Origin of the sequence: Paraburkholderia sp. RL17-347-BIC-D (genome assembly GCF_046027915.1) — a bacterium.
Classification (GTDB): Bacteria; Pseudomonadota; Gammaproteobacteria; order Burkholderiales; family Burkholderiaceae; genus Paraburkholderia.
In genome coordinates this window covers 243092-260491 of record NZ_JARESS010000003.1, presented here as the reverse complement: position 1 = coordinate 260491, position 17400 = coordinate 243092, and the positions used below count along the sequence as shown (strand labels likewise).

Annotated in this window: 16 protein-coding genes; 5 read left to right on the top strand and 11 right to left on the bottom strand. The window is 64.4% G+C overall.

What is annotated here, in order from left to right; translation table 11 throughout:
• Positions 1 to 92: 92 nt before the first annotated feature.
• The gene (locus tag P0D96_RS06665) at positions 93 to 464 is read left to right on the top strand and encodes a hypothetical protein (RefSeq protein ID WP_408176328.1); all 372 of its coding nucleotides are present in this window, start codon (positions 93 to 95) and stop codon (positions 462 to 464) included.
• A gap of 189 nt (positions 465 to 653) precedes the next feature.
• Positions 654 to 2225: an efflux transporter outer membrane subunit gene (locus tag P0D96_RS06660; protein WP_408176330.1), complete on the top strand. Its 1572-nt coding sequence runs from the start codon at positions 654 to 656 to the stop codon at positions 2223 to 2225.
• A 125-nt stretch (positions 2226 to 2350) separates the two neighbouring features.
• On the opposite strand, the gene P0D96_RS06655 is transcribed toward P0D96_RS06660, so the two are convergent.
• From P0D96_RS06655 to gspG, 8 genes are all read right to left on the bottom strand, one after another.
• Positions 2351 to 3130, bottom strand: a complete 780-nt coding sequence (locus P0D96_RS06655; protein ID WP_132376491.1) for a type II secretion system protein N — start codon at positions 3128 to 3130, stop codon at positions 2351 to 2353.
• A 34-nt stretch (positions 3131 to 3164) separates the two neighbouring features.
• Positions 3165 to 3668 (bottom strand): type II secretion system protein M, encoded by a 504-nt coding sequence (locus tag P0D96_RS06650; RefSeq protein ID WP_132376492.1) that lies wholly within the window; start codon positions 3666 to 3668, stop codon positions 3165 to 3167.
• The gene (gene gspL / locus P0D96_RS06645; RefSeq protein ID WP_408312534.1) at positions 3665 to 5092 is read right to left on the bottom strand and encodes a type II secretion system protein GspL; all 1428 of its coding nucleotides are present in this window, start codon (positions 5090 to 5092) and stop codon (positions 3665 to 3667) included. The genes P0D96_RS06650 and gspL overlap by 4 nt, the downstream gene beginning before the upstream one ends.
• Before the next feature lie 28 nt (positions 5093 to 5120).
• Positions 5121 to 6401 (bottom strand): type II secretion system minor pseudopilin GspK, encoded by a 1281-nt coding sequence (gspK, locus tag P0D96_RS06640; RefSeq protein ID WP_408176333.1) that lies wholly within the window; start codon positions 6399 to 6401, stop codon positions 5121 to 5123.
• A gap of 475 nt (positions 6402 to 6876) precedes the next feature.
• Positions 6877 to 7563, bottom strand: coding sequence for a PulJ/GspJ family protein (locus tag P0D96_RS06635; RefSeq protein WP_408312531.1), 687 nt, complete (start codon positions 7561 to 7563; stop codon positions 6877 to 6879).
• Entirely contained in the window at positions 7541 to 7957 is a 417-nt protein-coding gene (gspI, locus tag P0D96_RS06630) for a type II secretion system minor pseudopilin GspI (protein WP_408312528.1), read from the bottom strand. The genes P0D96_RS06635 and gspI overlap by 23 nt, the downstream gene beginning before the upstream one ends.
• Position 7958: 1 nt before the next feature.
• Positions 7959 to 8537 carry a GspH/FimT family pseudopilin gene (locus P0D96_RS06625; RefSeq protein ID WP_408284615.1) on the bottom strand — a complete coding sequence of 193 codons (579 nt, stop codon included), beginning with the start codon at positions 8535 to 8537 and terminating at the stop codon, positions 7959 to 7961.
• A 107-nt stretch (positions 8538 to 8644) separates the two neighbouring features.
• Complete coding sequence (gspG, locus tag P0D96_RS06620; protein WP_132376497.1) at positions 8645 to 9109, bottom strand: type II secretion system major pseudopilin GspG; 465 nt, start codon at positions 9107 to 9109, stop codon at positions 8645 to 8647.
• A gap of 235 nt (positions 9110 to 9344) precedes the next feature.
• On the opposite strand from gspG, the gene P0D96_RS06615 reads away from it, so the two are divergent.
• A complete protein-coding gene (locus P0D96_RS06615) occupies positions 9345 to 9758 on the top strand; it encodes a general secretion pathway protein GspC (protein WP_132376498.1) in 414 nt (137 codons plus the stop codon).
• Between the two features lie 82 nt (positions 9759 to 9840).
• On the opposite strand, the gene gspF is transcribed toward P0D96_RS06615, so the two are convergent.
• Genes gspF through gspD form a run of 3 tightly spaced genes read right to left on the bottom strand, consistent with a single transcriptional unit; the run spans position 9841 to position 14958 of the window.
• On the bottom strand, positions 9841 to 11058 hold the full coding sequence (gene gspF, locus P0D96_RS06610) for a type II secretion system inner membrane protein GspF (RefSeq protein WP_408284618.1): 1218 nt from the start codon (positions 11056 to 11058) through the stop codon (positions 9841 to 9843).
• Positions 11059 to 11062: 4 nt separating this feature from the next.
• A complete protein-coding gene (gspE, locus tag P0D96_RS06605; protein ID WP_132376500.1) occupies positions 11063 to 12631 on the bottom strand; it encodes a type II secretion system ATPase GspE in 1569 nt (522 codons plus the stop codon).
• A complete protein-coding gene (gene gspD, locus P0D96_RS06600) occupies positions 12628 to 14958 on the bottom strand; it encodes a type II secretion system secretin GspD (RefSeq protein WP_408312524.1) in 2331 nt (776 codons plus the stop codon). The genes gspE and gspD overlap by 4 nt, the downstream gene beginning before the upstream one ends.
• Positions 14959 to 15474: 516 nt before the next feature.
• Here gspD and P0D96_RS06595 point away from each other — a divergent pair.
• Together P0D96_RS06595 and P0D96_RS06590 are read left to right on the top strand one after the other, a co-directional pair.
• Positions 15475 to 15921, top strand: a complete 447-nt coding sequence (locus P0D96_RS06595; RefSeq protein WP_132376502.1) for a lytic transglycosylase domain-containing protein — start codon at positions 15475 to 15477, stop codon at positions 15919 to 15921.
• A gap of 140 nt (positions 15922 to 16061) precedes the next feature.
• Entirely contained in the window at positions 16062 to 17390 is a 1329-nt protein-coding gene (locus tag P0D96_RS06590; protein ID WP_408312521.1) for a GTP-binding protein, read from the top strand.
• Positions 17391 to 17400: the final 10 nt, after the last annotated feature.

Below are 17400 nucleotides of genomic sequence, written 5' to 3'. Positions count from 1 at the left end.
CAACGAGTTACGCGCGACCCGCGCCACCCGAGACCATGTTCTGACTGATTGTCTGCACGCCGCGAGCGCGCCGTGCGAAAAGGATTTCCCCGATGCTGTACCTCAAAAACACGCTTGGCGGCCTGAGCCGCTCCCTGACCGATTCCGCACTCAGCACCTTTCAAGGGCCGCACCGCTGGTGGAAACTCGCGCTGTTCGCCGTGCTGTTCGTATTGCCTGGCGGATCGGTCGGCGTGGCGGTGCTGGCATGGTTCGAGCATCGGCGGGGACAAAAGGGCGTCAAGACGGCGAGAGTGGAATTGGTCGCCGCGTCGGTGCCTACGGTGAACGCGGCTGTTGTTCCTGCCGGCGCGGACAAGCACGTAGGCCCCGCCGGCGCCTGCCAGGCGCGTGGCGATGCGCCGTGCCGGGCCGCCGCCGGTAAGCTGGCCCGCCAGGCCAAGTCTACGGAATCACGGGTGTAACGGCCTGGCCGGTAACAGCGCGTAACCTTCGCGACACCCTCAGTAACACACCTGCCTCCTTCCTCGCATTACCCTTTCAGTTTCCCGCGCCCAGCGGGCTCATACGCTAACATTCCGGCAGACCAAGATCTCGCCCGGCCGGCGGTGTCGCCATCGGCCGCGCCGCGGCGTCCAGAAGGAATTCATTGCATGCAGTCTGATCGAATCTCGCGCGCGCGGACACTTGCGCCTCGCGCCCTGACTATTGCTGTAGCCGCAGCCCTCGCCAGTCTGCTGGCGGCCTGCGCAGTCGGCCCCGACTATAAGCGGCCCGCCGCCGAGATTCCGGCGTCGTACAAGGAAGCCGCGCCCGGCTGGAAAGTCGCTCAACCGGCCGATCAGCAGGATCGCGGCGACTGGTGGACCATTTACGAAGATCCGCAACTCAACGCGCTCGAAGAGCGGCTGAACACCGCGAACCAGACCGTCGCTCAATTCGCCGCCGCCTACCGGCAAGCGCGCGCGCTGGTCGGCGAGGCGCGGGCGGCGTATTTCCCGACCATCGGTGCGTCGGCGGGTGCAACGCGCTCCGGCAACGGGACATCGTCCGGCGGCAACTCGACCACCGCGACGAGCCGATCCGGCGTCGGCAACAGTTTCAACGTGCAGCTCGACGCAAGCTGGGAGCCGGATCTGTGGGGTTCGGTCAGCCGCTCGGTCAACGCGCAGAAGGCCGGCCAGCAAAGCGCTGCGGCGGACCTCGCCAACGCACGCCTGTCGGCTCAGGCCACACTCGCCCAGACCTACTTCGCGCTGCGCTCGCTCGATTCGACCCAGAAGCTGCTCGACGACACCGTCGCGGCCTACCAGCGCTCGCTGCAACTCACGCAGAACCAGTACGCAGCCGGCGTTGCCGCACGCTCCGACGTGATCCAGGCGCAAACGCAATTGCAATCGGCGCAGGCTGCCGCGATCGACAACGGCGTGCAGCGCGCTCAGGACGAGCACGCGATCGCCGTTCTGGTCGGCGAACCGGCCTCGACCTTCTCGATTCCGCCGATTCCGCTCACCGCCACGCCGCCCACCGTGCCGGCGCAGATGCCGTCCGCATTGCTCGAACGGCGTCCGGACATCGCTTCGGCGGAGCGCAAGGCAGCAGCGGCGAACGAACAGATCGGCGTCGCCATCGCCGCATTCTTCCCGTCGCTGACGCTGTCGGCTTCCGGTGGCTTCGAAAACTCGGTGTTCTCGCAATTGCTGACCGCGCCGTCGCGCTTCTGGACGCTCGGCCCGCAACTCGCGGCGACGCTGTTCGACGCCGGTCTGCGCCAGGCCCAGACCGACGCCGCGCGCGCCGCCTACGACGGCAATGTCGCGACCTACCGTCAAACGGTACTGGCCGCGTTCCAGGACGTCGAGGACAACCTCGCGTCGCAGCGCATCCTTGCACAGGAAATCGTCGTCCAGCAGCAAGCGGTGGATTCGGCGCTTCAGGCGCTCGCCATCGTCACGAACGAGTACAAGGCGGGCACGGTCGGCTACGTCAACGTGCTGACGGCTCAGACCACCGCTTTCACGGCCCAGCAGAAGCTGGAGATCATCGCCGGACAGCGGATGGTGTCGTCGGTGGGTCTGGTGAAGGCGCTGGGCGGCGGCTGGGACGTGTCGCAGATGAATCGCGAAACAGGCGATGTGGCGGCGCCGGCGCCGCTGCCGGCGTCATCGGCGGCGCCTGTCGCGCAAAACGGTACGACATCGCCGTCGCGGATGCACACCGAGTAGAAGCGCTGGCCTTCGAGGCAAAGCAAAAGAGGCATGGCCGCATTCCACGGCCATGCCTCTTTTTTATCGCGTCGACGCTCGACCGCCCCAATAGGTTCAGCAGCCTCGCGAGGTTATTGCGCGCCTCAGTGCACGAACGTCAACGTCACCGTGTCCGGCCCGCTCGGCCGCCCCAACAGGTTCAGCAATCCCGCGAGGTTATCGCGCGCCTCAGGCGCGGCGCTGGCCGTCCCCTGAAACGACGTTGACCCAGCCGACACCGTACCATTGCCGGTCAGCATCAACGGGCCCTTGGTGGTGGTCAGGTCGAGCGTGGACGACTCGCCCTGCGCCTGAAACAGCACGCGGTATGAGCCGAGCGGCTTGACCATCGACACCCGCGAACTGACGTCGGTCAGCGTGACGGTCAATTGCCCGAACGCTTCGCGATTGAAGCTGCGCCAGTCCGACCAGGACAGTTGCACGTTGCCTTGCAGATCGAGCGTGTTAAAAGGCGCGCCAAGGCCGCTCAGCAGCGAAGCCGGGACGGCAATCGCGCCCGGCGTGACGGTCGCCGTGCGCGGCGTGGCATCGACGGTGATCGGCTCCGGCATCGCTTCGCTGTGCCGCATGATCATGCGCACGCGGCCGGTAAACAGCGGCCAGAACGCCGTGTGCCATTCGATCCGGCCAGGCAGCAGCGTTGCCGCGCTCATGTCCGAGCCGGCGGCCAGCATCAGCGTGGCCGAACCGTGCCACAGCGAGCCGGCCGGATTGACCAGATTGACGTGGCCACTCGTCTGTTTGGCGAACTGCGGCGTGATCCAGGCGGCCGGCAGCATCGCCAGCATCACGATCGCGGCGGACAGCACCGCGATCACCAGCCAGGGCAGGGCGACGCGCGAGCGCCGCATCCAGTAATTCATGCGAGATCCTGTGACGGCACGGTCGCGGTTATTTTCATTTCGCGGTGGACGGCTGCAACGACGCCGTCAGGTCCACCTGGCCGTCTTCCTTGAGCGCCGTGGCGTGCGCCTCCGAGACTTGCACCTTGAACTGCTTGCGCACGTCGTCGACCCAGTTCGTCCACGCCGGGAACGACGCGTTCTTCAACTGGATCTGGACCGCGTTGCCGATCACCTGAACCTGCGTCGCCGCGAGGCCGTGATCGCTGAGTGAAGCGGTGAGGGCGTCCTTCAGCGCGGCGCCGGTCGGCGCGACGCCTTGAGCCGCCGCCGACAATTGGCGCGCTTCGTTCGCTTGCGCGGTCATCTGCGCCAACTGCCGCTGCATGGCGGGCAGCGTTTCACGCAGATGCGAGCGGCCTTCCTGCGCCGGCGCCCACAGCACCGACCACGCGATCACCACGGCGAGAATACCGCCGCCCCACGTCAGGATGGCTTTTTCGCGCTCGGTGCGCTGCTCCCAGAATCCGGCCCATGTTTGAGCGATTTCAGCTTTCATTGTCCGTTCCTGATGGTCCATTTGCCGGTATTGCTATCGATCGCGCCGCTCAGGCCGTTGCGGGCGAGGCGCTTCGCGAAATCGGGATCGAGCTTGACCTCCGGCTTGAAGTTCACGTCGAGCCGCCGGTCGTGATAGTCGAGCGCGGCGATGCCGTTGACCGGCACCGGCGCCAGCGAGCGCGCGAGGCCGTCGGCGAGCGGCAGGAAATCGTCCGGCGACAGCTCGCCCGCGGCGACACGCAACTGCTGCAACTGGCGCGCCATCTGATCGGGCGCATCGAGCACGACTGTCGTTTTAGGGAAGGTATTGAGCAGCAGTTCGGTCATCTGCGTGTTGATCGCATCGCGTTGGCGCGCGAGCATCAGCCACTGCACGTTCGCGCCGATGATCGCAATCAGCAGCGCGCCGACCGCGAGCAAAACCGGCAGACGCAGACGCCGCAGCGTCGCGCGGTCGAGTCGCCACGGCTGCGAAGCGAACTCGAACTGGCACAGGTCGAAGCGGCACTCGAGCGCACGCCGCGCGAGTTGCTCGAACGGCAGCGGACTGGCGCCGTGGATGTGCGCAGCCAACCGCGCCGGACTATTCGGGGCGAGACTCGGCTCGTTGCCGGGCACTTCGGTGAGCATATGCAGCGAGACCTTCGCCGCCCCGGCGAGCGCGCTGAGCGTCGTGTTCACGGCGTTGGCCGGCACTGCCAAGCCTTCACCTTGCACGCCGCGTGCGATGGCCAGTTCGACGCGCGGCACGCTTCTGTCGCCCGCGCTGTCCACGACGCCTTCGAGCAGCATGGCGGGCGCGGTCTGCACCACCGCGCCGAGCACGGCGGCCACCATCGGCACGGCGACCGCAGCGCCGGGCGCCACCGCCGGCGCGACATCCGCCAGCGGCGTCGCCACACCGGCGGCGCCCGCCAGGGCCGGCTCACCGGCGTTCACCGTTTCCGCGACTTCGGCAAGCACATCGGCATCGAGCGCGGCCGCCTGTGGCAGGCAGCGCGTGACCGGCACCGCGCGCAAGCTGCGGTGGCCGGCATTGGAGAACGATTCGCAGATAAACCGGAACCAGCCGCGGTCGATGATCGCCAGCAGCTGCCGCCCGCCCGCGAGCGGTTTCGGATCGACGGCGATGTGACAGGTCTGCGGGTCCTGGATCAGTTGATCCTCGACGATATTGGGCAATGCCTGACGCAGCCTCGGGCCGCGCAACGGCGGCAGTGTGGCGGGCATCATCAGCAGGTCGCGCGCGGCGACCATCAGCACCGTGGTGGAGGCGCGCGGCAGCAGCGCGAGCGCCGACCGGCCGGCGCGCTGGGCGCGGCCCGATTTGTCGAGCAGCACAAACGGCAGCTCCGGCAGTTGCCATTCCTGCGATGGCACCGCCGGATCACGCGGCGGCAGTAGAACGATCAGCGTGCTCAAAGGCCACTCTCTCTGGGAAAGACGTTATTCATAGTTGGTCTTCTACTCGCACGATACGCGTAGTGTGAGTCAATGCGTCGCGATAGACGAGGGTCGTGCGGTCCACCTCGGCGCGTTCGTGCTGCACGCGGCCGTGGATCAGGAAGTAATTCGAGTTGACGTCGAGTTCGCTCGGATCGATCGAGGTCGACTGCACGCCGGCGCCTTGCAACGCTAGCTGGATGTCGCCAACGTTACGGAAAAATACCGTCTGCCGGCGCGCGACGAACGCTTGCGCCGTCGACACGCTCATGCCCGGGATGACCGCCGCGATCACTTCGGCCGAAGCCGTGTTCACGTTGACTGCCGATACCGTCGGCAGCACGGTGACGAAGGGGCGCAAGCGAGCGACCATCTCCGGCGTGTAGCCGGGGATATCGAGCAGCGAGTCGACGCTGGTCATCTGGATCGGTGCGTTCGCGGAGCTGTCGTCGCTGTCTTCGATGCCGGGTTTGTCGGTGAAGCTGCCGCCGGTGGCGCCGCCCTGGATCGGCGGCGGGGTCGCGGTTGTGCCGTTCGTGGACGTGACCGTCTGAAAACGGGTTGCCGATTGCGCGAGGCTCGCGCGGACCTGGAGTGCGGTGGTTTTTGCCAGCTGGCTGTTGGCGCCGAGCGATACCAGTAGGCGCTGGTAGGCGCCGATTTGGTCCATGTCTAGTTGCATGACGCCTGGGGCCGGGCTCTCGACCAGATTTCTCAGGTTGAATTTTGCCTGGGCGTCTTCGATTGAACCCGATAGATACGTTTCTGCGCCTTGTTGCGCTCTTACTTCGCCGATCTGGCCCAGGAAATCCGAGAGGCGGGTTTTGGCGATGGGGACGCCCCATAAACCACCTAAGTAGGTGATGCCCGCGGAGGTGTCGCCTTCTGAGCGGAGAATCAGGCGCGTCCAGTCCAAGGCGCCGCGTGATACCCATTGGGCCTGGGAGAGCAGGCGCTGGTTTTCTATCCTTCGGATTTGGACTTGCTGGCGCCAGAGCATGCCCGAGACCAGAATCGCTGATAGCGCTACTACCAGCAGGGCGCTGATGATTGCTACGCCGTTTTGGGTGTTTTGGCTCTTTTTGTTGGCCTTTCCTTGAATTCGTCGTGGTCTATTGGCGTTGCCCCTGTGCGGGGCGGCACCTACTTTCTTTGCCGCGGCAAGGAAAGTAGGCAAAGAAAGCCGCTTCACACCGCTAATGCTAAGCGGGTCCCCCGCACAGCCACGGTAGTGGACCATCTGGAATCCGTCACCTCGCACATTCAACCCCAGTGACAAAGCCGTCATACCCCCCGCCTCGCACTCCGTGCTCGCCGGAAGGGTATGGCTTAAGACCGGTGGCTTCGTTTGGGCGTGGTGGGAGCCATCGGCTTCGCCTCGGCGAGGCGCCGATGCGGAAACGGAAACGGATGCGGACCGAAGATATGGTGAGCTGCAGTCGGACGTCGGCAAGGACGGGGGGTTTTGTTGCTTGCCGCTCGGCGCGCGCAGCGCCGCCGGAACGGATGACTGCCTGGTCACTGGCGTGTGTTGTGCGGGGGATCGTTCGTTGATCGTGCCACTACCGTGGCTGTGCGAGGAGACCGCTTGTACGTTAGCGGTTTGAAGCCGCTTTCTTTGCTTACTTTCCTTGCGGCGGCAAAGAAAGTAAGTGCCGCCCCGCACAGGGGCAACGCCAATAGACCACCATGAATTCAAGCAAAGGCCAACGCCAAAGGAACACACCCCAACTCGTCGGAAAGACAAAAAAGAGAACTTCATTTCACTCTCCGACGAGAAAAACGCGAGTAACAGGCCGCGCCAAAGACTTAGCCCCGACACTCACCTGAAGCCCCGTCACAGACCGCGGCAGCGGCGCACTCCCAAGCTGGGGCACCTTAAGATTATTGTCCGCCTCCGTAATGGCGCTCTGCACATCGCCCATCTGCGTCGTCCACCCCACCTTCGGCACGTAGACCTGAGCAGAAATAGAACCCACACCGCCCATCAACGGCACGCCACTCCATCCCTCGCCTTCGCTGCCGCGCAGCGCCCGTCGCAACTCGCCCATATTCCCCAACGGCGGCGACGCATATCGAATCACACGCCCATCGGACACCCGATACCGCACCACCTGCAACCGCGGCGCCGCTCCCGGCAAATTCATCTGCCGCACGATCTGCAACACGCTGCCCGACACTGACACAGCCGCCTGCCCAGCCTCATCATCCGACGCCGCCTGCCGAGCATCGATCCTCATCTGATCGAACAACTGCGCAAAGACGCGCTCGTCCTCCATCGCGTTCGTGATGGTCTGCCGGCCGCGAATGATCTGGTCGAGCCCGCGCCACGACAGCACGGCAATCACCGCCAGAATCGCAATCGCCACCAGCAATTCGATCAGCGTGAAACCACGCGCGCCCCTCGCGCGCAATGGGCGGCGGCGCTCAGAGCGAACGGTTGTTTTCATTCGCGACCACCGTCACCATCTGAGCCAGATTGGCGGACCCGCCCGGCATCGTCACCATCACTTCCACTCGACGAAACACCGGATTCGGCGTGGCCGTCACATGCTCCGTACAGATCAACTGCAAGTTGCCTTGCGAACAATCGAAACTCGTGGAACCCACGTTCGGCCAGGCATGCGCCAGATGCAATTGCGCCAACGTATTGTCCGCGCTCCATGACGCCAGCAAACGGCGGTGCAGATCGGCCTCGCCGCTCGCGAGACTGCCCACCGCACGCAACGAAGCGGCCAACGCCACCGCGATGATCGCCAGCGCCACCAGCACTTCGATCATCGTGAAACCGCGCTGCGCGCCGTGGCTCATCTCGCGAGCGGTCATGCTCCTGCAACGACGCATCTCAGTGCACCTCGTAGCGGCCATTGCCGGTGCCGACGATCGTCGCGCTCCCGGCTGCCGAAAACAGCGTGATCTGCACGGGCACGTCGATCGCCTCGGTGCCGAATACGATACGACTGGGCTGCGCATCCGAACCGGGATAGCTAATGGCCACGCCGGTCACGCCGCCTTCCCAGCGACGCGGCCCAAGCAGATCGTCACGCAGCGGACGCCAGCCATCTTCGGTGCGCAGGTCGAAACGAAAGCCGCCATCGAGCGGTTGCCATGCGATCGGCCGCGCGCGCACCTGCGCTTCGTCGCCGGCCGATTCGAACAGCAGCGCAAGACGCTGCGCTTCCTCGTTCAGATCGGTGCGCGGATTGCGTGTCATCGTCAACGCGGTCAAGGACACCAGCAAGCCCGCAATCACCAGCACCACCAGCATTTCCAGCAGCGTAAAACCCGCCGCGCGTTTGCCGCCGCGCGTGCCCGCGTCACCCGAGCGGCGCACGCCACGACGGCGCGCGCCGGCACACGCCACGCGCGGCAATGAAGCCGTACAGGGCGTGTCCACACGGGACTTGCAAGGGGACAATCGCATAGTGCCGGCCACGAACGATCAACTTAAAATCAAACGACGATGCATCGACAGGAACGCGCGAGGTTCAATCCCGCCGCGCGCATGAAAATCACCGACTCCTTAAGCGCCTACTGCCACGAGCCGACGTCGGCATCATTGCCTTCGCCGCCCGCCTTGCCGTCCGCGCCGTAGCTGAACACGTCGATCTCGCCGTGCACACCCGGATTCAGATACTGGTAACCGTTACCCCACGGATCGTTCGGCAGACGCTCGAGGTAGCCACCGTCCTTCCAGTTGGTCGGCACGGGGTCCGTGCTCGGCTTTTCGATCAGCGAGCGCAGGCCTTGCTCCTGCGTCGGATAACGGCCATTGTCGAGACGGTAGAGCTTCAGCGCCTGCATGACCGTGCCGATGTCCTGCTTGGCGGCGACACGGCGCGCCTCGTCGGGACGGCTCATGATCTTCGGCACGATCAACGCGGCCAGAATGCCCAGAATCGCGATCACGACCATGATTTCGATCAGCGTGAAACCACGTTGACGACGGCTGCGCGGACCCGCGATGTCATGACGGCGAGTGGTCGACAGTTGCATAGCTTGCTACCTCTTTTCAGGTGAAATTTTGACTGGGCGGGATTCGCGTTTTGGCAATCAGGGTGCCATTGAACACGCCCGGCCGGTCATTTTAATGTCATGCAGTTGAACGGCCCTGAGAAAACGCCGGGCCGCCTCAAGTTTGCTCACCCCTCGGGGGGCCCGGCGCGATGCGCCAGGTTCGGGGCGCTTTCAACCCCACGCAATTTTCACAATAGTCCGTACAATGATGCGCATGAACGCCATCCAAATCCGCCTTCTGTCGCTCGCGCTGTTCGCCGTGTTCTGCGCGACGTTGACCTACTGGGTCATCACGCTCAGCACGATGTCCGGTGCGCCGTTGCCCGCAGCCGCCGCGCACGCGCAGATCTCGACCGAGCAGGCTGCCACGCTGTTCGGCGGCCAGCTCACGCGCAACGCCAACCAGGACGTGCGACTGTTCGGCATCCTCGCGTTGCGGGAAGGCGCCGCGGCCATCGTCAGCGTGGGCGGCGAACCGCCGCATGCCGTGTCGCTCGGCAGCGCGCTGATGCAAGGCACCAAACTCTCCGAAGTCCGCGCCCGCTCGATCATCATCGACCGCAACGGCGCGCATTCCGAAGTGTTCCTGCCGGCCAACCCAGCAGGTCCGACGATCTACGTGCGCTAAAGCCAGGCGCACAACCGCTTCATTTCAACTGATTGCGCGGTGACCGCACCGGTCATCGCGCAATTCCGTCTCTTTCCCAGCCTTACTGCACCAGGTTGTTCAACTCGATGATCGGCAGCATCACCGCCAGCACGATCACCAGCACCACGCCCCCCATCGCCAGAATCAGCAACGGCTCGAGCAGACTCGTCAGGAACATCGTGCGACGTTCCAGCTCGCGCGCTTCGCCGTCGGCCGCGCGGTCGAGCATCGTGGTCACGTCGCCGGTCGCTTCGCCCGAACGGATCAGGTGAACCAGCACGGGCGGGAACGTTTTCGTGTTGCCGAGCGCGCGTGACAGCGATGTGCCTTCGCGCACACGCACGATCGCATCGTCGATGTTCTCGCGCATCGCGTTGTTGCTGAGCGTTTCGGCGGCGGCTTGCAGCGCGCGCAGAATCGGCACGCCCGCCGCGGTGAGAATGCCGAGCGTGCTGGCAAAGCGCACGGTGTTATAGCCGCGCACGAGTTTGCCGAGCAGCGGGGCAGTAAGCAGCCAACGGTCGAAGGCGAGGCGCGGGCCGGGCTGCTTGAGAATCGAGCGCACCAGATACACCAGCACGACCACGCCGATCAACATTGCCCACCACCAGTGCCGCACGAAGCCCGAGAGCGCCATCATCATGATGGTGAGGAAGGGCAGTTGCTGCTTGGTGCTGGCGAACACGTTCACCACTTGCGGCACCACGTAGCTCAGCAGAAACGTGACGATACCGAAAGCGATCAGCGTGACGATGGCGGGGTAGGTGAACGCGAGCACGATCTTCTGCTTCAGCGCGTTGCGTTGCTCGATATAGTCGGCAAGCCGCGACAGCACCAGACCAAGCTTGCCGGTATGTTCACCGGCCGCGACCAGCGCGCGGTAAATCTCGGGGAAGTCTTTCGGATGCTGCGTCAGTGCATTGGCCAGCGAATGGCCGCCGAGCACTTCCGCGCGAATCGACGCCATCAGTTCGCGAATGTAGTCGCGCTCGGATTGCTCGGTCAGCACGGCGAGCGCTTCGTCGAGCGGCAGGCCGGCAATCAGCAGGCTGGCGAGCTGGCGCGTCAGGATCGCCTGCTCGCGTTGCGACAAACGCCGCCCCAGCGACAGCCGTTGATTGCGCTCGCCGCGCGTGCGCGTGGCCGCCGGTTCGACGACGAGCGGCGTCAGTCCTTGCGAACGCAGATTGGTCCGCGCGCCGCGCGCGCTGTCCGCGTCGAGTACGCCTTTTTGCGCCTTGCCCGCCGCGTCGATCGCTTCGAAACGAAATGCCGGCATGCGCTTATGCTCCGCCCGTCACGCGGATCACTTCTTCGAGCGATGTCAGCCCGGAAGCGAGCCAGCGGTCCGCATCCTCACGCAGCGTGCGCATGCCTTGCGCACGACCGGCCGCGAGAATTTCCGCATCGGCTGCGTTGCGGTGAACCAGCGTACGGATGTTGTCGTCGATCAGCAGCAGTTCGTAGACGCCGCGCCGTCCCGCATAACCGGAGTGGCCGCACCGGTCGCAACCGACCGGATGCCAGCGCACGCTGCCGTCTTCTTCGACACGCTCTTCGCGGCACACCGGGCACAGTCGCCGCACGAGCCGCTGCGCCAGCACGCCGAGCAGCGACGACGCCAGTAGATACGGCTCCACGCCCATGTCGGTCAAACGGGTCACGGCGGATGCCGCGTCGTTGGTGTGCAGCGTAGCCAGCACGAGGTGGCCCGTCAGCGATGCCTGCACCGCGATCTGCGCGGTCTCCAGGTCACGGATTTCACCGATCATGATGACGTCCGGGTCCTGCCGCAGAATCGAGCGCAGCGCCCGCGCGAAGGTCATGCCGATCCGTTCGTTGACCTGCGTCTGGCCGATGCCGGACAGGTCGTATTCGATCGGATCTTCGACCGTCATGATGTTGGTGGTCGCGGTTTCGAGCCGCGACATCGCCGCATACAGCGTGGTCGTTTTACCGGAGCCGGTCGGCCCGGTCACCAGCACGATCCCGTGCGGTCGGCCGATCAGCTTGTCGAACTTGCCGAGCGTATCCGGTCCCATGCCGAGCGCTTCGAGGTTCAGGCGTGACGCATCTTTTTCCAGCAGACGCAGCACCGCGCGTTCGCCGTGGCCGGTCGGCAGCGTCGAGACGCGCACGTCGACCGGGCGGCCGCCCACGCGCAGCGTGATACGGCCGTCCTGCGGCAAACGCTTCTCGGCGATGTCGAGCTGCGCCATGATCTTGATCCGCGAGATCAGCGCGCCGTGCAGCGCTTTCTTCGGCCGCACCACGTCGCGCAACGTGCCATCGACGCGAAAGCGCACCACAGAAGAAGTCTCGAACGGCTCGATGTGAATATCCGATGCCTGCTCGCGCGCCGCTTGCGTGAGCAACGCGTTGATCATGCGGATGATCGGCGCGTCGTCTTCCGACTCCAGCAGATCCTCGACCTCGGGGATGTCCTGCATGAGGCGCGAGAGATCGACTTCGCCTTCCACTTCGCCGACCACCTGCGCAGCGCTGCCGTCCTGGCGCGCATACGCCTGATTGATCGCCTGCGTGAGCTCGTCGGCGGGCAGACGTACGATCGACACTGCGCCGAAGTTGCGCGCCACTTCGGAAAGCGCGGCGTCGCTCGTACGTTCGCTGATCCAGACTTCGAGGCTGTCCGCATGCTGATGCGCGACCAGAATCTGGCCGGCACGGGCAAAACCGTAGGGAACGAGCCGCGCGGCGATGGCCGAAGGCGCCTCGCGCACGGCATGCTCGGTTACGCCCGCGGGCGACATCGCCGCGGCTTGTGTCGCGGCACCGGCTCGCACCGCTGCGGGCGACGCAGACGCTGACGGCGGCGTGGACGGCGTGCTCACGGCCGCACTCCAGGCGACGCGGTGGAAGGCGCCACAGTGACCGGATTGGTCTGCGCGGTGCCGTTCGTGGCCGGCGCCGGGCCGACGGTGGCCGGGCCGGCGTTGGCCGGCGGCGGCGCCATCTGCTGACGGCGCATCTTGTCGAGATCGAACAGATTCATCGCGGGCGAACCGCCTTGGCTCGGACCGATCGGCATCGGCGGAACCACCGGATCGTCGTTGTCCTTCATCAGGTTGTTGTCCTGTTTGTACGCGCCCTGCACGCCCTGAATGTAGTCGTAGCGGTTCGACGTCACGGCCTGAGCGGTACCGCGATCATTGATGATCACGGGGCGCAGGAACACCATCAGGTTGGTCTTGTTGCGAGTCTTCTGTTCCGAGCGGAACAACTGCCCGATCCATGGAATATCGCCGAGCAGCGGCACCTTGCTGTTGCTCACCTGGTAGTTGTCCTGCATCAGGCCGCCCAGCACGATGATCTCGCCGTTATCGGCGAGCACCGTCGACTGGATCGAACGCTTGGTGAATTCCGGGCCGGCCGGGTTGGTCGTCGCGTTGGTCGTGCCGGTCACGATCGCCGAGTCTTCGGTGTAGAGCTGCAGCTTTAGAATGCCGCCATCGGTGATCTGCGGCTTGACGTGCAGCGTCAGGCCGACGTCGACGCGGTCGAAAGTATTGAACGCCGACGTCGCGGTGGCGCTCGTGAGGTTCGAATACGAACCCGTCTGGATCGGCACGTTGGTACCGACGACGATCTTCGCTTCCTCGTTGTCGAGCGTGATGAGATTAGGCGTGGACAGCACGTTCGCGTCGGCGGTCTGCGACAGCGCTTGCAGCAGCGCGCCGAGTCCCTGCACACCGAAGATGTTGTGAATCCAGCCGACGTTCAGCCCTTGCTGCAACTGTTGGGCGGCGAGCGCGCTAGCAAGACCGCCGGTGGCCCCGGCCGCTGCGGCCCCCGCCGTCAGATTGATGATGCTGTTGCCGCTGCCGGTCGCCAGATTGGTGCCGGCGAATATCGAGTTGTTCGCAACCTGCCACTGAATGCCGAGATTGCCGGCCGTGTTCGAGTTCAATTCGACAATTAACGCCTCGAGATAAACCTGCGCGCGCCGTGCGTCGAGCTGGTCGATCACCGCGCGCAGATTGCGGTACACCGGCTCGGCCGCCGTGATGATCAGCGAGTTCGTCGCGGAGTCCGCCTGGATCATCCCGCCTTGCTGATTGTCGTCGCTCTTGTCCTTGTCGCTGCCGAGCAGGCCGCCGGCATTGTTGCTGCCGCCCGCACCGTACCCGCCTCCGCTGCCGCCGCCCATCGGCGAAGACAGCGAGCTATTGCCGAGTCCGCCCGACGGCAGCGGTGGCGTACCCGACGAGCCCGTCGAATTGTTGCCGCCCAGGCCGCCGCCGCTATTCTGGTTGAACGAATTCGCGTCGTTCGCGTTGCCCGACGAGTTGTCGCCGCCGCCTTTGCCGAACATGCCGCGCAAGGTCTTGGCGAGCTTCGTCGCGTCCGCATTACGCAGCGGCACGACGTGAATGTTGCCGGGCATGGTGGTCGGCGTATCGAGTTCCTTCGCCAGCTGCTTCGCCGCCGCGAGACGCGCGCCGTTCGACGCGCGGATCAGCAGCGAGTTGGTGCGCGGGTCGGCGGTGACCGACACCTTCAGCGTCGCGTCCGTGCTGCCGATCGAGCCGGGGTCGAGCATCTTGTTCAGCTGCGTGGCGATGTCGATCGCGTTGGCGTTCTTCAGCTGCACCACCGATACCGATTGGCCCGCCGCCGAATCCACGCCCTGGATGATCTGGGCAATACGCCGCACGTTGTCGGCGTAATCGGTGACTACAATCGTGTTGTTGGCTGGGTAGGCCGCCACGGTGTTGTTCGGCGAGATGAGCGGACGCAGCACGGGCAACAGATTGTTGGCCGATTCGTTCTTCAGCACGAACACTTGCGTGACCACCTGGTCGCCGCGCGCCGTAGGCGTATTGCCGACATAGGTCGGCACGCCTTGCAGCTTCGCGTCGGCCTCGGGCACGACTTTCAGTACGCCGTGATCCTGCACGAGCGCGAAGCCCTGCATCCGCAACGCGGACTGCAAGGTTTTCAGCGCCTGATCTTCAGGCACCGCGTTTTCCGACACGAGATTCAACTGACCTTTCACGCGCGGATCGACGATGATTGTTTTGCCGGTTGCCGCGCCAATCGCCTTGGCCACCTGATCGATGTCCGCGTTGACGAAGTTGAGTGTCACCTGTGCCTGTGCTGTCTGCGCGGTGATCAAGCCAGCCACCAGCAGCGCCGTTGCAACGCGACGCAAAGCCATACGATTTCTTCTCATGGAATAGGGTATCGATGCCAACAGCCGTAGCCGCTGACGGTCATGCAGTGCGGACATGGGAGCAGGCCGCCGCCCTGTCGATCTGCCGGCCGGCCTCGCGGACGATCATCGTCCTCGTTGCCCGCCGTCCGATGTCCGAAAAAAATGAACAGTAACAGTTTTTCATGTCGGATTTGTCACAAAACGAACCGCCTCGTGCGATTTCTCTAGAGACCGCCACCTGTTGTCAAACAATTGAAAGCTAATGGAAAGTCGTACGAATGAGCTCGAAAACGCTTCGTTTTCTGCTCTCTTATGTCGGTTAGCCAACTTGACGGGGGTCCGCCTGCCGGTATCATACGAGCCGTTCGAGTCCCTGGTTGCGAGTTGCCGACGCGGGTTTACCCCGATGTCAGACCAACGCCCGGCCAGCGCGGCTCGGCGGCTGTCAGTGGCTGAAGTATGGCCGATGCGATGCCTTACCGAACCTTACCCTTGCCCTTTGCTTAGTGGTCTTGACTGATGAAACGAAGCTTCGTCACCGTCGCCGTGGGACTTGCCGTGCTGGTAGCAGCAGGGTCCGCACGCGCCGATTGCTTTGATGAAGCAGCGAAGTATCAGAAGGTCAACCCCTTGATTCTGCGCGCCATCGCGTGGCAGGAGTCGCATAATCGCCCCGACGCAACGCATAAAAATGCGAACGGCTCGACCGACTACGGGGTGATGCAGATCAATTCGATCCATCTGCCCACGCTCGCACAGTACGGCATCTCGCAGGGCACGTTGATGGAACCGTGCAAGAACGTCTACATAGCGGCATGGCATCTGCGCCGCCAGATGAACAAGTACGGCAACACCTGGCAGGCAATCGGCGCCTATCACTCCGAGACGCCGGCGCTGCGGGACAAGTACTCGCAGCAGATCGCCGCGATCCTGCGCAAGTGGAATCTGATGCCGGCTGCGCGCTGATCCGGCCTGTCACGCGGCCCCCGTCCGTTTTGATGCACAATGCGGCTTCGTGCAGCTTTCGAGGCTCGGCCCGGTTGCGGTCTGCATTATACGCCCTCAGCCCGGCACGCCTTCCAAACCTCTAGTTTTCCCGTACTGCAATGAACCAGCCGCTATTGCCCGTCACCGTGCTCTCCGGTTTTCTGGGCGCCGGCAAGACCACGCTCCTGAATCACATCCTCGCGAATCGCGCCGGCTTGCGCGTGGCCGTGATCGTCAACGATCTGGCCGCCGTCAATATCGACGCGATCCTCGTGCGCGATGCCGCCGCGCTTTCTCATGTCGAGGAACAACTCGTCGAGTTGTCGAACGGTTGCATCTGCTGCACGCTGCGCGACGATCTGCGGGTCGAGATCAAGCGTCTGGCCGGAGAGCGGCGTTTCGACGCGATCCTGATCGAATCGACCGGCGTGGCCGAGCCGATGCCGATCGCCGAGACCTTCAGCTTCGTCGACGATGAAGGTGCGTCGCTCTCCGACGTCGCCCGGCTCGACACGATGGTGACCGTGGTCGATGCGTTCAACTTCCTGCGCGACTACAGTTCGGCCGACGCGCTTGCCGAGCGTGGCATCGCCGCGACCGAGGAAGACGATCGCACGCTCGTCGAACTGCTGATCGAGCAGATCGAATTCTGCGATGTGCTGGTGGTGAACAAGGCCGATCTGGTGAGCGCGGACGAACTCACGCGCCTGCAACGCATTCTCGCCCGGATCAATCCGCGCGCGCTGCAGGTGGTCGCCCGTTTCGGCGAGGTGCCGCTCGCGCAAGTGCTGAACACCGGCCGCTTCGATTTCGACGAGGCGGCAAGCGCGCCAGGCTGGCTGGCATCGCTCAATCATGAGCATGACCACGAGCACGGCCATGCTCATCAGGGCGAAGCGGATGAGTTCGGCATCGGCAACTTCATTTACCGGGCGCGCCGGCCGTTTCACCCGGAACGCCTGTGGGCGCTTCTGCATCAGGAGTGGAAGGGCGTGCTGCGCAGCAAAGGCTTCTTCTGGCTTGCCACGCGTAACGATATCGCCGGTTCGCTCTCGCAGGCGGGCGGTGCTTGCCGGCACGGTCCGGCGGGCATGTGGTGGGCGGCTCAGGATCGCAGCGAGTGGCCCGACGGTGACGACGAGCTGGCCGCCGAAATTGCCGCGGACTGGTACGGCGATCCGGACGATCTGAGCATCGGCGACCGTCGCCAGGAACTGGTGATGATCGGCGTCGGCATCGATCCCACTGTCTGGAAAGCGAAGTTCGACGCTTGCCTGTTGACCGACGACGAATACGCGCAGGGACCGCAAGCATGGGAACAGTTCGCTGATCCATTCCCGGCCTGGGACTTCGACGAAGACGACCACGATCACGATCACGATCACGACCATCATGACCACGATCACGATGGTCATGGCCACGGTGAAATCGTGCATCGTCACGAGTGAGCGGCCTTCG

Coding starts and splice junctions, on each gene's coding strand:
- gspD (WP_408312524.1), bottom strand. CDS start 14,958: ATGGCTTTGCGTCGCGTTGCAACGGCGCTGCTGGTGGCTGGCTTGATC.
- P0D96_RS06635 (WP_408312531.1), bottom strand. CDS start 7,563: ATGAAAACAACCGTTCGCTCTGAGCGCCGCCGCCCATTGCGCGCGAGG.
- gspI (WP_408312528.1), bottom strand. CDS start 7,957: ATGCGTCGTTGCAGGAGCATGACCGCTCGCGAGATGAGCCACGGCGCG.
- P0D96_RS06665 (WP_408176328.1), top strand. CDS start 93: ATGCTGTACCTCAAAAACACGCTTGGCGGCCTGAGCCGCTCCCTGACC.
- P0D96_RS06590 (WP_408312521.1), top strand. CDS start 16,062: ATGAACCAGCCGCTATTGCCCGTCACCGTGCTCTCCGGTTTTCTGGGC.
- P0D96_RS06660 (WP_408176330.1), top strand. CDS start 654: ATGCAGTCTGATCGAATCTCGCGCGCGCGGACACTTGCGCCTCGCGCC.
- gspK (WP_408176333.1), bottom strand. CDS start 6,401: ATGACGGCTTTGTCACTGGGGTTGAATGTGCGAGGTGACGGATTCCAG.
- gspF (WP_408284618.1), bottom strand. CDS start 11,058: ATGCCGGCATTTCGTTTCGAAGCGATCGACGCGGCGGGCAAGGCGCAA.
- P0D96_RS06650 (WP_132376492.1), bottom strand. CDS start 3,668: ATGAAAGCTGAAATCGCTCAAACATGGGCCGGATTCTGGGAGCAGCGC.
- P0D96_RS06655 (WP_132376491.1), bottom strand. CDS start 3,130: ATGAATTACTGGATGCGGCGCTCGCGCGTCGCCCTGCCCTGGCTGGTG.
- P0D96_RS06625 (WP_408284615.1), bottom strand. CDS start 8,537: ATGCGATTGTCCCCTTGCAAGTCCCGTGTGGACACGCCCTGTACGGCT.
- P0D96_RS06595 (WP_132376502.1), top strand. CDS start 15,475: ATGAAACGAAGCTTCGTCACCGTCGCCGTGGGACTTGCCGTGCTGGTA.
- gspG (WP_132376497.1), bottom strand. CDS start 9,109: ATGCAACTGTCGACCACTCGCCGTCATGACATCGCGGGTCCGCGCAGC.
- P0D96_RS06615 (WP_132376498.1), top strand. CDS start 9,345: ATGAACGCCATCCAAATCCGCCTTCTGTCGCTCGCGCTGTTCGCCGTG.